Consider the following 13,741-nt stretch of genomic DNA (forward strand, 5'->3'; position numbering starts at 1 on the left):
CCTGAACTAGCCTAGGGGATACGTTGGAGCAAGCCGACGAGTCGCTTTGCGCTCTTTCCGAACACAACATCGGCATAGTGCGCATTGGCGGCGCGTTTCACCCCTTCTGCCCGAGTGGGGTAAGGAGAGATGAAATTGGTCAGTTCCTTCACGCCAAGTCCATTGGACATGGCCACAGAAGCCAATTGCAGCAGGTCTCCGGCATCCTTGCCGACGATTGACGCGCCGAGCAGTTTGCCCTTGCGCACAATCAGCTTCACTTCGCCTTCGGTGTCAGCTTCCGCAATGGCGCGGTCGCTCTCCTCGAATTTGAAGCTTGGCGTCGTGATGTCGTCTCCATGCCTTTCGCGCGCTTCGGATTCTGTCAGACCCAGTTGTGCGACCTCGGGCGAAGTATAGGTGACGGCGGGCACTGGCAGGCTGTCTGCTTTTGTCCGCTGCTTGAAGAAGGCGCGGCGAGCAAAAACCGAAGCGTGCCAGCCAGCAATATGCGTGAATTGTTCGCGGCCGGCGGCATCGCCCAGCGCCCATACCCGGCTGTTTGAGGCTGATCGCAAATTGTCGCCGACAATAACGCCCTTTCGGTCGTAATCGACGTCGCCCTTTTCGAGATCCATGCCGTCGAACACAGTCTGGCGACCGACGGCGACGAGGAGGTGCGACCCTTCTACAGTCCAGGCCTCGCCGTTCTTTGGCTCTGTGTGGACGCGGATTGTCTGTCCGTCCTGTTCAACTCTCGTGGCCTTGTAGCCTTCCAGAAGGGTGACGCCTTCGGCGCGTAGCGCTTCGATAGCGATCTCGGCGTGGGCGCGGTCGGACCGACCGAGTGCCTTGCCCATCTCTATCACCGTGACCTTGGCACCAAGCCGGACAAAGGCCTGCGCCATTTCCATCCCGATTGGACCGCCGCCGAGGATGACAAGGTGTTCGGGAAAGTCCGGCAGGTCGAAAATGGTTTCATTGGTCAGGTAGGGTGTGTTGGCGAGTCCTTCGATTGGCGGAATGAAGGCACGAGACCCGGTGGCGATGATGATGCGCCGGGCCTTTACCCGAGTGGTCGGGGAGATGATGGTGTCTGGGCTGGCGAATTTTGCATGTTCGCGGATTACCGTGCAGCCAAGGCCTTCAAACCGCTCCTGACTATCGACCGGCGCAATGGTTGCGATGGACGTGCGCACGTGCAGCTTCACCTTCTCCCAATCGATTCTTGGCGGTGTGGTCTCGATACCGAACTTGCCAGCCTCGCGCACATGCGCGGCGGCTTTGGCTGCGCTGAGCAGGGCTTTCGAGGGGACACAGCCAGAATTCAGGCAATCACCCCCCATCTCACCTTTTTCATACAGAACAACCGACAGCCCGAACTGGGCTGCACCAGCCGCGGCCGACAGGCCAGCTGACCCAGCGCCGATGACGACGAGATCGGCTTTCATCTCGCGCATCGGGGCAGCGCCCGGCGAATGCGGCGCAGGGGAGGTTGCGATCTTGTTTGGATCCGCCGATCCGGGGAGCGGTGCACGGGCATTTTGGTCGGCATTGTCGGGCATCAGGCAGCCTCTTCAATCTGGTTGGCCTTCTTGGGAAAGAACTTCTTCCACGCGACAGGCAATAGGGACACAACGCCGAGGGCGATCGCAGCGGGAAGCAGGTTCTGGAATACGGAGGCAAGATCCGGGTCTTCGCCTTTGGCGAAGGTCGCGCCGAGCCCTGCGCCGACCCATGTATAGGCGATCACACCCGGTATGATGCCGAGCGCCGTCGTGATGGCATAATCACGATACTTGGCGCCGAGGATGGCAGGCAGGATATTGGCGACAGGGAACGGCATGGCCGGAATGAAGCGCATGGCAAACATATAGGCCATGGGGCTGTTCTGGAATTCGGTCCGGACCTTGTCGGCATAGCCGCTCGCAATCTTGCGCATGAAGCCGCCCAGCGAAGTCTTTGCTGCCAGGAAGAGCAGGCTGGCGCCGAGGGTCGCGCCGACCACGGTGGCAAGCGTGCCGCCGGCAAGGCCGAACAGGAAGCCGCCACTGATCGTGATCCAAAGTGCGCCGGGCAGCATGAAGACCGTGCTGGCTGCGTAGACACCCACATAGGCGGCAACGGCCAGGATCAGGTTGTCTTCAACGAACGCGCGTAGCGAGGCCTGCTGCTGGCGCAGTGTCTCAAGCGAAAGATAGTCGAACAGCCCAAAGAACCACGCGGCGATCAGACCACCCGCAATCAGATAGAGGGGCCACAGGCGCAACCAGAGCGGGCGCGAAGCGTGTTGGGTTTCTTCGGTCATTTGGCAGGATCCGTCCGGGTATCATTGAGCGACCAGTCATAGGTGTAGCCGCGGATTTTGGGCGTAGCGCGGATATTCTCGGCGAGCGCAGGTTCGGCATATTGAAGCAGGTGTTTGATAACGCCATCTTTCGATCCGCCGAAATCAGGCTCAAACCATTTGTAGATAGAAGACACGGTGAGACCACGGGTTCCGACCGTCACGCCACGGGGATGATTGATGTAAGCACGTGCAGCGGCGTCGAGGTCTGCATCGAGTGTATTTGCCGTCCAGGCGTGAGTGAGCAGGTTCGGGCAGCCATAAGAGGCGCAATTGATGGCGTAGTGAACGCGCGGGTCCCCGAAGCGGGCGCGCAAGATATCGTGCTCGATGGCGTCTAGCGAGACTTCCCGGCCGCCCGCCATTACGGTCACTTCCTTCCATGGCCCCCCGAACAGGAAACCGTCGCGGATCGAATCCAGCGGGTACTTCTCCGCGATGTAGCGAACCGTCACAGCATTGTAGAGATTGGCCCATGCAGCGAAAGTGACATCGTCCGTGCCTGTCAGGTCACGCGCCTCAAAGCTGGCAATATAAGTGTCGAGCGTCGCGCGGTCGGCGGGACTGGCAGAAAGCGCGGCATAGTCCACGCGGTTCGCGCCGTCCGTGCTTTCATGGACATAGGTTTCAAGAAGCTGGGTCCACGCATTATTTCCCTGCGCCGCACCGGGCAGGGCGAGGCAGCTGGCCAGAACCAGGCTGACTAGCGGGCGAACAGGAAAAGAGAGATCAGGCATAAGCATCGGGTCTGAAGTATGGGGCGAAAGATGCCCCCGCATAGCCTGATGCCTGGAAAAGATCGCGTCACGACTGCGTGCGCCGGGCTAACGCCCTCGTGAGGGAGATGTCAGCGACTGCCTGCGCTGGCGTGCGCGTCCAGCTCCATCCAGTCCCGGAAGGGTAGGTTGTAGACCATATCCATGACCTCGAACCCTATCCCATTGGGGCGGCGAGAGCTCGAGTTCCAGAGGATAACGACTCCGGTGTCGCGGTCCGGATCGAACAGGATGTAAGATCGGTAGCCTTCTACCGCGCCGCGATGGCCAACCACCCGGTCGCCCGCCTCTCCGTATTTGTAGACGCGCCAGCCAAGCGCGTAGCGGGCATCCCGGACTGTGCCCCGATAGCGTCGGGACATGCCCGATTGTTCGCGCCGCGTGTAAATGCGCGGGGTCTGGAGCAGTTCGAGGGCGGAATCACTGAGGATATCCGGCAGCAATCCCATATGCGCCCGGGCATAGAGCGCAAGATCGCGGATTGAACCGTTCACGCCGCCGGCCGCAGGGACGTTGTAATAATCGTCATTCACGATCTTCTTGCGCGGTGGGCCGGCCGCGCGGCTGTTCTTTGAATGCGGACGGGCCCAGGACCGGGAGTTTTCAAGCCCGGCGCGACCGATGCTGGCCGTTACCATGCCGATGGGTTTGAATATTGAGGTCTCTACGGCATCAGCATAGCGCGACTGGGTCACGTCCTCGATCACTTCGGCAATGCTGTCATAGGCAACATTCTGATAGGTGTGACAGTCGCCAATCGGACAGATGGGCTTCAGCGATTTCAGGCTGTTGCGAATCTCGGCTGGGTCCCAACCATCTTCCAGCCGCGTATCATAAGCATTTGGCAGGATACCCAGTCGGTGCGAAAGGACATCTTCGAGCGTCGCCCTGGTTTCACCGCCATTGGGAAGGCGCAGTGTGGTTGCGTATTTCGACACCGGGTCGGTGATGTTGAGGCGTGCTTCGGTCGCAAGGATCGCGATTTCGGTCGCGGCCACGCCTTTGGACAAGGATGCCCAACGAAACACCGTCTCGTCTGTAACGGGCTCTCCGCCCGACTGGGTGATGCCATACCCTTTGGCAAAGGCGACCTCGCCCCGGTCGATCACGGCAACGGAGAGGCCGACAATGTCTTCATCTGCGGCGAGCCGCGTCAGCCGGGCATCCAGACGGTCATAGTCTATGAACTGTGCGTGCGCTGTCATGGGAAGCGCGATCATGGCCAACAGGCACGGGATGGCAAAGCGTGGAAACCGCATTGGACCTCTTCGAACTCTTTTGCCCAGCCTCAGCGTGCAGAGTTCACAAGACTCTCTGGCCATGTAAAGAGTCTTGGGCGCGGAGAGACAGATTTATTCGGTTCTGGCTGTCGGTTCGGCTTGACTTCGAACCTCTGCTGCCTGTATTGGCCCCTCTTTCCGAGATTCTTAGCTTTCAGAGCAGACCCATGAAACGCACTTTCCAGCCAAGCAACCTTCGCCGCAGCCGCACCCATGGTTTCCGCGAGCGCATGTCGACTAAAAACGGCCGCAAGGTGCTGGCACGTCGCCGCGCCAAGGGCCGCAAGTCACTGTCCGCTTAAGGCGGCAGGCCACGGACCGTCTCACGCAGGCGGCAACAGGCCATGACCAGCAAAACAGATAAAACCGAATTTGAGGTCGCCCGTCTTCGCGTGCGACCTCAATTTCTTTATGTGCGTCACGGAAAAACCGAGCGGCGCAAAGCGCTTTTGGTGCAGGCGCGACGCCGTAAGGGGGCCAGTCCGGGCGCGCATGCCGGCGCTGGATTTACCGCCACCAAGAAGATCGGGAATGCGGTCATTCGCAACCGGGCGAAACGGCGCATGCGCGAAGCGGCGCGTGTTCTCTTGCCGCAGCATGGAAAACCGGGGTGGGATTATGTCTTCATTGCACGTATGGACACCGCTGACATTGCGTGGCCGCGTTTGCTTGACGATATGGAAAGCGCGCTGTTAAGCCTCGCCGCTGATTAACCCCTGCCGCCGATTCCGGCGTGCTCAAAAGATTTGCCGGGATCCCGCCAGATGGAAAAACCTGACCAGCGCAATTTTCTGATCGCCATGGTCGCGATGATCGCGTTCGTTTTTGCCTACCAGGCCTTCATCATGAAGCCCGCCCAGGAAGAATTCGAAGCCAATCAGGCCGTGCGCGAGGCCGAGCAGCAAACCGGCCCGACAGTGGCCTCTGATGCGCCGGCGATTGCTGAAATCAAGCCGGTCGAGGAAGCGCTGCAGGATGATGCCCGCGTGCCGTTTGATGCCGCCTCTGTGGATGGGTCGATCCGCCTTGCCGGCTCACGCATCGACGATCTTAGCCTGAAAAAGCACTACCTCACTGTCTACAAGGAACAGGAAGTTCGCCTGTTTCGTCCGGAAAACACCGAGTTTGGATATTTCGCCACCTGGTATTGGGCGGATGGATCGAAATTGGTCGCGGGACGCAATTCGCCCTGGAGCCAAGTCGGGGAAGGGCAGCTGACGCCCGGCAATCCGTTGATGCTGCGGCTCGAGACAGAAGGCCTTGTCATCGACCGTGTGATCTCTGTTGATGAGGACTATCTCTTCACCTTCACGGATACGGTCACCAATAATTCCGGCGAAGCGCGCCAGCTTCGCGCGATTGGCTCGATCGAGCGGCATGGGGATTACAAGGAATTCCTTGAGACAACCGATCCGGGCTCCTCGGCCAAGAACGGCCTTGCACATATGGGTCTGATGGGCGTCGTGAACGGCGAACTGCGCCTGAAGAAATACAAGCCCTTGTTCCAGTTGAAGGACATCAAGGGCGAGACCAGTGAAGGCACGTTCCCATCTGACCAGGGCGGTTGGTGGGGCCTGTCGGACATGTATTGGCTGGGCGCGCTCGTGCCCCAACAGGACCAGTTCTTTGCGGGCCTTGTTGACAAGCGCAAGCTGTCACGTGGCCAGCCGCTGGAAGTGCGCACGGAATCCGCGCCACTGACGATTGCGCCCGGCGAAAGCCAGACCATGGCCAACAGCCTTTATGCCGGTGCGAAACGGTTTGAAGTGCTGCAACAGTATCAGAACGAACTGGGTATTCCCCGCATGGTGGATGCCATCGACTGGGGCTGGGCTTTCTTCCTGACCAAACCCTTCTTCTATGCGCTGGAATGGCTGTCCGGCATTGTGGGCTCGTTTGGCTGGGCGATTCTGGCCTTCACGGTTCTGATCAAGCTCCCGCTCGTGCCGCTCTACAATCAGAGCTACAAATCCATGGCGAAGATGAAGAAGCTGCAGGAACCGATGCAGGAGATCCGCGAGCGCTTCAAAGCCGATCCGCAGCGCCAGCAGCAGGAAGTCATGAAGCTGTACAAACAGGAAGGCGCGAACCCAGTCGGCGGCTGTTTGCCGATCCTGTTCACGATCCCGATCTTCTATGCGCTCTACAAGACGCTCTATGTCACGATTGAGATGCGCCATGCCTCGTTCGGCTTCCTGAAGGATTTGTCGGCACCCGATCCAACGGCCATCGGCAACCTGTTTGGTCTTATCCCGTGGTGGTCAGCCGCAGACATCAAGGCGATTCCGATCATCGGCATCATCATCGGTATTGGTATCCTGCCAATTCTCTATGGCGTTACCATGGCGGCCATCCAGACGCTCAGCCCGCCACCCCCAGACCCGACACAGCGCCGGATCATTCAGGCCATGCCACTGGTCTTCATGTTCGTGTTCGGCGGATTTGCAGCAGGTCTTGTGATGTACTGGGTATGGTCAAACCTGCTCTCCTTCGCGCAGCAATATTTCATCATGCGGCGGAACGGTGTCGACACCGAGATTGGCAAATTTGTCAGCCGACTTGTGCGCGGCAAGAAGAAAGCGGCGGACTAGTCTGATGGAAACCGGAGACGCCTTCAGTGAAGACGCGCTCGAAGCGGGCCGCGTCCTGTTCGCCGGGTCGGTCGTGTTTGTCAAAGGCGTGGTGGACCTGAAAGGCCTGCCCACAGCGGATCGTCCGGAGGTCTGCTTTGCGGGCCGGTCCAATGTCGGCAAGTCATCCCTCATCAATGCGCTGACCAATCGCGCGAAACTGGCGCGGTCTTCGGCTGAGCCGGGCCGCACGCGCGAGATCAATTATTTTGACCTCGGCGAAGGCCGCATGTTCCTCGTCGATCTGCCGGGCTTTGGCTATGCCAAGGTCAGCCGGACACAGGCCGAGGGCTGGATGCGGCTGACACGCTCCTATCTTCGGGGCCGTCCATCATTGCGCCGGGTGTTCCTGTTGGTCGATTCTCGCCGGGGCCTGATGGACACTGACGAGGAGGTAATGACCATGCTCGACAAGTCGGCGGTCACCTATCAGATCGTCCTGACCAAGGTCGACAAGATGCAGAAGTCCGAAGTCGAAAAGCTCGTTGAAGAGATCGCCGGCAAGCTGAAGAAACGCGGCGCGGCGCATCCAATTGTTCGCCAGACTTCGTCTGAGAAGGGGTGGGGCATCCCCGAACTTCGCGCCGAAATCGCCGGACTGGAATAGTGCCACGAATTGAGATTACATGTGCGCCGGAGAATAATCTGGAGCCGTGCATTCATGCCAATCGAGATCAAAGTTGATGACGTGACCAGCCCTGCAATGCTGGCCCTTCTCCAGACGCACGCGAATTTGATGTTGGCATTATCCCCTCCGGGCAGTTGCCACTTCCTGCCTGCGGAAGGATTGCGGGCACCGGACGTGACAGTCTGGTCAATGTGGGACGAGGAAGTTCTCGTTGGGTGCGGGGCACTGAAGGAGTTGCCAGGCGGTGTGGGCGAAGTGAAATCCATGCATACGCGTTCGGACCTGCGCGGGCAGGGGCATGGCCGCCGCATGCTGGAACACATCATGGCCGAAGCAGAGCAGCGCAACTATTCGGCGCTGTATCTGGAAACCGGGTCCATGGTCGGATTCCTGCCAGCACGGCGCATCTATGAGGCGTATGGCTTTGTCTATTGTTCGCCATTTGGTGACTACACGTTGGATCCGAACAGCGTGTACATGCATCGGGCCCTATAGAATTCGAGTTTGTCACGGCGGCGATCCGCGCTAAAGGGGCCCGCATGACAGACCAGATCTCCGCTGCGCAATTCACCGCCCAGACGCTCTCAGAAGCGCTGCCCTATATCCAGCGCTATGCTGGCAAGACAATTGTCGTGAAATATGGTGGCCACGCCATGGTGGACGAGCGCCTGTCGGCAATCTTTGCGCGCGACGTGGTTTTGCTGAAAACACTGGGAATTCATCCCGTCATCGTGCATGGCGGCGGGCCTCAGATTGGCAAATTGCTGGACCGGCTGGGCATCGTGTCCGAATTCAAGGGCGGCCTGCGGGTAACCGACGAAGCGACGATGGAAGTGGTCGAGATGGTCCTGTCGGGGCCTATCAACAAATCCATTGTGCGGGCGATCAATCAGGCGGGCGGCAAGGCCGTTGGCCTGTCCGGGTCGGACGGCAATCTGATCCAGGCCGAGAAAGCCAAGAAAACCGAACGCGATCCGGACAGCCATATCGAACAGGTTCTGGACCTAGGATTTGTGGGTGAGCCGACTGCAGTGGATACAAGCGTGATTGATGCGCTCCTGAAATCCGACTCCCAGTTGATCCCGGTGGTTGCTCCGGTCGGAGTTGGCAAGGATGGCCATCGTTACAATGTGAATGCAGACACATCTGCCGGCGCGCTGGCCTCGGCACTGGGCGCCAGCCGCCTGTTCCTGCTGACAGATGTCGCTGGCGTGCTCGACAAGCAGAAGAATCTGATGCGCGAGCTTGCCGTGGATGCCATTCCTGACCTGATCTCGGACGGCACAGCTGCAGGTGGCATGATACCGAAGCTTGAAACTGCCGCCCAATCCGTAAAACATGGGGTCGGGGCGGCAGTGATCCTCGATGGGCGTGCCCCGCACGCCCTGCTCATGGAGCTATTTACCGAACATGGCGCAGGTACGCTCATTTCTTAAAGGTCTTGCTTTTGTTGCAGCAGCGGCGGGTTTGCCCGCACTCGCGCAGGCACAGGGGACAGGCGATGGCTGGAAGCTGTGTAATGAGACCAGCTTTATCATCGAAACGGCGGTCGGCCGCCCTGTAGGCGGCTCCGTCAATGTGGATGGCTGGACCAAATTGCAGCCAGGCTCCTGTCAGGTCGCCGTGCGTGCGCCGCTCGATCCGAAAATCCACTATGTCTATGGGCGCACATCGACTGCCCATCGGGGTGGCCTGAGAGAGTGGGGCGGCGAGCGCGAACTGTGCGTGGACCCGACCGGTGGTTTCTCGTTGGAAAGCCCGCCCAATTGCAATGCAATGGGTCTGGAAGCGCGAGGTTTCCGGGCGGTCGACATTTCCAGCCGCTCCCGCTGGACGACAACTTTCACCGAAATCGAAAATTATGACCGCGCGACCGCGCAGGCAGCCGGGATTCAGCGCCTACTGGAAGAGGCGGGCGTATTGTCAGGCGCGATTGATGGCCGGATCGGATACAAGACCCGCACCGCGATCGGAAAATTTCTGGAAGAGAACAATCTGCCTGACTCGACGTCGGATTCAGACCTCATCGACTTCCTGGAGCAGGTGGCGAAGGAGAATGGCCGCAATGTCGGGTTTACCCTGTGCAACCGCACCGACAAACGGATCTGGAGCGCCATCGGACGCCGCGGCACCGAGGGCTGGGAGAGCCGAGGCTGGTGGATGCTGGAGGCGGGAGGTTGCGCGCGGGTAATCGACAAGGCCCTGCGCGGCACCGAGCACTATGTCTTTGGTGAGATGGAAGATGGTACCCGCATCCGAACGCTGGCAAAGGCCTCGGACCCGTTCTGTGTGGGCCGGGCAAAGTTTGCGATCGTTGGCCGGGACGACTGCGAGGCGTCCGCCTACCGCACCGCGCTGTTCGCCGCCGCGCCGGAGCCAGTTGACCAGCGTCTCGTGTTTGAGTTCTTCGAGCGGGACTTCGCCAAGGCCGGTAGTCAATGACCTCTCCCAAGGCGGGTGTGCACCTGGCACCGTTCGGCAATTTCGGCCATGTTACGGATTGGGTGTTCGACCTCGACAATACGCTCTATCCAGCGGAGTGCGACCTGTTCGCCGAGATCGACACGCGCATGACGGATTTCGTCTCGCGCCTGTTGGAATTGCCGCCGCTGGAGGCGCGCAAGGTGCAGAAGCATTATTATACGACCTATGGTACGACGCTGTCCGGCCTGATGAAGGTGCACAAGATCGATCCTGCCGATTTTCTGCATCATGTGCATGACATAGACTTGTCGCCACTGCCGGACTTGCCGGTATTGCGCCAGGCAATCAGCGCGCTGCCGGGCCGGAAATTCGTTTACACGAATGGCTCGCGTCGCCATGCCGAGCGGGTTGTTGGCAAGATGGGCCTGGAAGACCTGTTCCATGGGAGCTTCGGTATCGAGGATGCTGAATACACTCCCAAGCCGAACCAGAGCTCCTATGACCGGTTCTGTGCCCTTCATGATGTGGCCCCGCGCAAGGCAATCTTTTTCGAGGATCTCGCGCGCAATCTCCTTCCCGCCAAGGATATGGGCTTCACGACGGTTCTGGTACACTCCGAAAAGGATTGGAGCCACGAGCCGATTGAGGCGCGACCCGCCAATCTGGACGATCTGTTGGGGGATGACGGGCCCGACCACATAGACTATGTGACGGGCGACCTTGCTGCCTTCCTTGAGGCGGCGATTGAAACACTAGAATAAGACCTGCCCCCGGAGAGACAGATGACACAAGCCCTGGCCAATGCGATTGAACAGGCGTGGGAAAGCCGCGACACCCTGAACACAGAGACACGGGGTGAGGTGCGCGAAGCCGTCGAGGCGGCCATTGACCTGCTCGACTCCGGTGAGGCCCGCGTGGCCAGCCCGAATGGCGACGGCAACTGGACTGTCCATCAATGGCTGAAGAAGGCTGTCCTGCTGTCCTTCCGCTTGAATGCCAATGGCATGATTTCTGGCGTGCCCGGCGGTGGCAATTGGTGGGACAAGGTCCCATCGAAGTTCCAGGGCTGGGGCTCATCCGAATTCGAGGCGGCCGGATTCCGTGCAGTTCCGCCCGCCGCTGTACGGCGTGGCGCCTATATCGCGAAGAATGCAGTCCTGATGCCGTCCTATGTGAACATCGGCGCCTATGTTGGCGAAGGCACAATGATCGACACGTGGGCGTCCGTCGGCTCGTGCGCGCAGGTCGGCAAAAATTGCCATATCTCGGCCGGCACCGGCATTGGCGGCGTCCTTGAACCGCTGCAGGCGAACCCGACCATCATTGAAGACAATTGTTTCATTGGCGCGCGGTCCGAAGTGGTCGAAGGGGTGGTCGTCGGAGAAGGGTCCGTCATCGCCATGGGTGTCTTCATCACCCAGTCCACCAAGATCGTGGATCGCCACAGCGGCGAGATCACCTATGGCAGGGTGCCGCCTTATTCCGTCGTCGTGCCGGGCACGCTGCCCGACAAGAATGGCGGCCCGCATCGTCAAGACCGTCGATGCGCAGACCCGCTCAAAGACCGGTGTCAACGAGCTGCTGCGGGACTGATCCAATGCAAAGGGCCTGTCCCGTGCTGCCGTGGCGGCACGGTTTGACAGGACGTTCAATGCGCTCCCATCCTGCCTGAAATCAGGAAAAGGGGAGGGCTGAATGGCCAAGTCACTGAAACAGCACAAGCCGGTCGGTGAGGACTATCTGGCGACTGTTAGTCCGAAGCTGCGGGTCACGCATGCATTCCCGTTTCCGGCGTCCGCCGTCTGGGCCGCCTTGCTGGACGCAGAGGCATGGACGGAATGGCTGCCGATCACGAAGGTGGTTTGGACGAGCCCGGAACCTTTTGGGGCCGGGACAACTCGCACCGTCGAAATCGGCGACCAGATAGTCGAGGAAACCTTCTTCGCTTGGGAAGAGGGCAAGCGAATGGCTTTCCGGTTTGAAAGGTCGACGCTGCCGGTCTCGGCCGCGGTTGAGGACTATGTCGTGGTTGAAACGCCGGAAGGCTGCGAGCTGCGCTGGGCGGGCAAGGCCAGCGCGCCGCTAATCCTGGGTGGCATTGTCTCCAAACAGCTCGCGAAGGGGCTGCGAGACGGTATGCCGAAGCTCGAAGCCCTGATCCGGGACAATCCGGCGCGGTTCGGCCTCTAGCCTGTTTCCTTCTTGAGAATCAGCCAGCGATAGATGCCGATGAAGTTGATCACGGTGAGGACAATATTCTGATAGAGCAATGGCGGCTCGTTCTCAGCCATGCCAATAGCAACCCATGCCGTCGACGAAATAGAGAAGATCACAAAAGCCGTGCCAGTTATCTTCCGACCAAGGTCGGCCGATATCATCACGGCGGCGCAGATGCCTGTGCCCATGGCAATCCATTCGAGTGCTTCCAGCATGCTCATGTCTCCGGTCGGTTCAATCCGTCTGGAGAATGAATGGTGAAAACCGCTTGAGGTTCCTTGACCGGGCTCTATTGGTCGAAAACGACCACTTGTCGGGCAACGGTGCCTTTATTGTCTTTCAGGTTCTGCAGCGCACCCGTGATACCGTCGAGTCCGATCCGATCGGAGACAAGATCATCCAGGTGCAACTTGCCTTGCCGGTAGAGTTCGATCAGGCGCGGGAAGTCCACCCTGAACCGGTTCGACCCCATGATAGCACCTTGGAGGCGTTTCTCTGTGGCCAGCAATTCAATGCCGGGGATCTCGATATTCACGCCGGGTGAAATCATGCCGATCACGGTTGCCACGCCGCGTGGCCGCAGCATGTGGTAGGCCTGTTCAGCCGTCTGTTTCAGGCCGACGCATTCGAAGGAGTAGTGGACGCCGCCCTTGGTGAGCTCCTTGACGGCCTCGATCGCATTGACCTTGCCCGGATTAACTGTGTCGGTCGCGCCGAAACGAACAGCCATCTGGAGTTTCTCGTCTGACAAGTCGACCGCGATGATGCGGCTTGCGCCCGCAATCGCGGCACCATTGATCGCGGCCAGTCCGACGCCGCCACAGCCGAGGACGGCAACAGTCGAGCCTGGCTCAACCTTTGCCGAATGGAAGACCGAACCAACACCGGTGATGACGCCGCACCCGATCAGGCAGGCCTTGTCCATTGGCATATCCTTGTCGACTGCGCACAGCGCGTTCTCATGGACGAGAATCTGTTCGGCGAATGAGGAAAGGTTCAGGAACTGGCCCACTTTCTCGCCTTTGATGGCCAGGCGAGGCGCTTCGGTGGGCTGGCGCTGGAACTGGTCCTTGTTCACTGTGTGGCAGACGGACATGTGGCCCGTGAGGCAGTACTCACAGGTGCCGCAGAAGGGCGACAGGATCGAGATCACATGATCACCCGGCTTGACCGCCGAGACCATGGAGCCGACCTCTTCGACAATGCCAGCGCTTTCATGCCCAAGGATGACCGGCAGTTCGGCGGGGAAGTTCCCGTCCCAGAAATGCACGTCCGAATGGCAGACGCCGACCGCCTTCAGCCGGACCAGCACTTCGCGCGGTCCGGGCTTGGAAATCGTGACATCTTCGATGGATAGCGGCGCATTGGGCGCGCGCATGACAGCAGCCTTCATGGGTCTTCCTCCTGTGGCCGGTCTCCGCGCTCTTGGTGGCGCAGATGACCGAGTATGGGAGGAAGTG

Annotated in this window: 15 protein-coding genes and 1 pseudogene; 10 read left to right on the forward strand and 6 right to left on the reverse strand. The window is 59.7% G+C overall.

Annotated features, from left to right (window positions below; all coding sequences use genetic code 11):
• Positions 1-11: 11 nt before the first annotated feature.
• The 4 genes from L53_RS15580 to L53_RS15595 all read right to left on the reverse strand — a co-directional run bounded on the left by L53_RS15580 (position 12) and on the right by L53_RS15595 (position 4,361).
• The gene (locus L53_RS15580; protein ID WP_084333539.1) at positions 12-1,544 is read right to left on the reverse strand and encodes an NAD(P)/FAD-dependent oxidoreductase; all 1,533 of its coding nucleotides are present in this window, start codon (positions 1,542-1,544) and stop codon (positions 12-14) included.
• Complete coding sequence (locus tag L53_RS15585; protein ID WP_034817525.1) at positions 1,544-2,287, reverse strand: TVP38/TMEM64 family protein; 744 nt, start codon at positions 2,285-2,287, stop codon at positions 1,544-1,546. The genes L53_RS15580 and L53_RS15585 overlap by 1 nt, the downstream gene beginning before the upstream one ends.
• A complete protein-coding gene (locus L53_RS15590; RefSeq protein ID WP_034817529.1) occupies positions 2,284-3,063 on the reverse strand; it encodes a DUF547 domain-containing protein in 780 nt (259 codons plus the stop codon). The genes L53_RS15585 and L53_RS15590 overlap by 4 nt, the downstream gene beginning before the upstream one ends.
• A gap of 110 nt (positions 3,064-3,173) precedes the next feature.
• A complete protein-coding gene (locus L53_RS15595; protein WP_051608045.1) occupies positions 3,174-4,361 on the reverse strand; it encodes a serine hydrolase in 1,188 nt (395 codons plus the stop codon).
• Between the two features lie 188 nt (positions 4,362-4,549).
• On the opposite strand from L53_RS15595, the gene rpmH reads away from it, so the two are divergent.
• The 10 genes and pseudogenes from rpmH to L53_RS15645 all read left to right on the forward strand — a co-directional run bounded on the left by rpmH (position 4,550) and on the right by L53_RS15645 (position 12,254).
• Positions 4,550-4,684, forward strand: coding sequence for a 50S ribosomal protein L34 (gene rpmH / locus L53_RS15600; protein ID WP_034817532.1), 135 nt, complete (start codon positions 4,550-4,552; stop codon positions 4,682-4,684).
• Positions 4,685-4,726: 42 nt separating this feature from the next.
• Positions 4,727-5,095: a ribonuclease P protein component gene (gene rnpA / locus L53_RS15605; protein ID WP_034817535.1), complete on the forward strand. Its 369-nt coding sequence runs from the start codon at positions 4,727-4,729 to the stop codon at positions 5,093-5,095.
• A gap of 51 nt (positions 5,096-5,146) precedes the next feature.
• On the forward strand, positions 5,147-6,973 hold the full coding sequence (gene yidC, locus L53_RS15610) for a membrane protein insertase YidC (RefSeq protein ID WP_034817538.1): 1,827 nt from the start codon (positions 5,147-5,149) through the stop codon (positions 6,971-6,973).
• 4 nt (positions 6,974-6,977) lie between these two features.
• On the forward strand, positions 6,978-7,619 hold the full coding sequence (yihA, locus tag L53_RS15615; protein ID WP_034817541.1) for a ribosome biogenesis GTP-binding protein YihA/YsxC: 642 nt from the start codon (positions 6,978-6,980) through the stop codon (positions 7,617-7,619).
• A gap of 54 nt (positions 7,620-7,673) precedes the next feature.
• Positions 7,674-8,135 carry a GNAT family N-acetyltransferase gene (locus tag L53_RS15620; protein WP_198019835.1) on the forward strand — a complete coding sequence of 154 codons (462 nt, stop codon included), beginning with the start codon at positions 7,674-7,676 and terminating at the stop codon, positions 8,133-8,135.
• 44 nt (positions 8,136-8,179) lie between these two features.
• Positions 8,180-9,076, forward strand: coding sequence for an acetylglutamate kinase (gene argB / locus L53_RS15625; protein WP_034817543.1), 897 nt, complete (start codon positions 8,180-8,182; stop codon positions 9,074-9,076).
• A 31-nt stretch (positions 9,077-9,107) separates the two neighbouring features.
• Positions 9,108-10,082: a DUF1036 domain-containing protein gene (locus L53_RS15630; protein WP_233347878.1), complete on the forward strand. Its 975-nt coding sequence runs from the start codon at positions 9,108-9,110 to the stop codon at positions 10,080-10,082.
• The gene (locus L53_RS15635) at positions 10,079-10,825 is read left to right on the forward strand and encodes a pyrimidine 5'-nucleotidase (protein ID WP_034817548.1); all 747 of its coding nucleotides are present in this window, start codon (positions 10,079-10,081) and stop codon (positions 10,823-10,825) included. Before L53_RS15630 ends, L53_RS15635 begins: the two co-directional genes overlap by 4 nt.
• A gap of 21 nt (positions 10,826-10,846) precedes the next feature.
• Positions 10,847-11,657 (forward strand): annotated as a pseudogene (dapD, locus tag L53_RS15640) (2,3,4,5-tetrahydropyridine-2,6-dicarboxylate N-succinyltransferase).
• Positions 11,658-11,759: 102 nt separating this feature from the next.
• Positions 11,760-12,254, forward strand: coding sequence for an SRPBCC family protein (locus L53_RS15645; RefSeq protein WP_034817551.1), 495 nt, complete (start codon positions 11,760-11,762; stop codon positions 12,252-12,254).
• Here the strand turns inward: L53_RS15645 and L53_RS15650 are convergent.
• Together L53_RS15650 and L53_RS15655 are read right to left on the reverse strand one after the other, a co-directional pair.
• A complete protein-coding gene (locus L53_RS15650; RefSeq protein ID WP_034817741.1) occupies positions 12,251-12,496 on the reverse strand; it encodes a hypothetical protein in 246 nt (81 codons plus the stop codon). The two genes, L53_RS15645 and L53_RS15650, sit on opposite strands and share 4 nt — an antisense overlap.
• Positions 12,497-12,570: 74 nt before the next feature.
• Positions 12,571-13,674, reverse strand: a complete 1,104-nt coding sequence (locus tag L53_RS15655) for a Zn-dependent alcohol dehydrogenase (protein ID WP_034817554.1) — start codon at positions 13,672-13,674, stop codon at positions 12,571-12,573.
• Positions 13,675-13,741: the final 67 nt, after the last annotated feature.

This window comes from Hyphomonas sp. L-53-1-40, assembly GCF_000682775.1.
In the GTDB taxonomy this organism is placed as follows: domain Bacteria; phylum Pseudomonadota; class Alphaproteobacteria; order Caulobacterales; family Hyphomonadaceae; genus Hyphomonas.

Coding starts and splice junctions, on each gene's coding strand:
- L53_RS15580 (WP_084333539.1), bottom strand. CDS start 1,544: ATGCCCGACAATGCCGACCAAAATGCCCGTGCACCGCTCCCCGGATCG.
- L53_RS15585 (WP_034817525.1), bottom strand. CDS start 2,287: ATGACCGAAGAAACCCAACACGCTTCGCGCCCGCTCTGGTTGCGCCTG.
- L53_RS15590 (WP_034817529.1), bottom strand. CDS start 3,063: ATGCCTGATCTCTCTTTTCCTGTTCGCCCGCTAGTCAGCCTGGTTCTG.
- L53_RS15595 (WP_051608045.1), bottom strand. CDS start 4,361: ATGCGGTTTCCACGCTTTGCCATCCCGTGCCTGTTGGCCATGATCGCG.
- rpmH (WP_034817532.1), top strand. CDS start 4,550: ATGAAACGCACTTTCCAGCCAAGCAACCTTCGCCGCAGCCGCACCCAT.
- rnpA (WP_034817535.1), top strand. CDS start 4,727: ATGACCAGCAAAACAGATAAAACCGAATTTGAGGTCGCCCGTCTTCGC.
- yidC (WP_034817538.1), top strand. CDS start 5,147: ATGGAAAAACCTGACCAGCGCAATTTTCTGATCGCCATGGTCGCGATG.
- yihA (WP_034817541.1), top strand. CDS start 6,978: ATGGAAACCGGAGACGCCTTCAGTGAAGACGCGCTCGAAGCGGGCCGC.
- L53_RS15620 (WP_198019835.1), top strand. CDS start 7,674: ATGCCAATCGAGATCAAAGTTGATGACGTGACCAGCCCTGCAATGCTG.
- argB (WP_034817543.1), top strand. CDS start 8,180: ATGACAGACCAGATCTCCGCTGCGCAATTCACCGCCCAGACGCTCTCA.
- L53_RS15635 (WP_034817548.1), top strand. CDS start 10,079: ATGACCTCTCCCAAGGCGGGTGTGCACCTGGCACCGTTCGGCAATTTC.
- L53_RS15645 (WP_034817551.1), top strand. CDS start 11,760: ATGGCCAAGTCACTGAAACAGCACAAGCCGGTCGGTGAGGACTATCTG.
- L53_RS15650 (WP_034817741.1), bottom strand. CDS start 12,496: ATGCTGGAAGCACTCGAATGGATTGCCATGGGCACAGGCATCTGCGCC.
- L53_RS15655 (WP_034817554.1), bottom strand. CDS start 13,674: ATGAAGGCTGCTGTCATGCGCGCGCCCAATGCGCCGCTATCCATCGAA.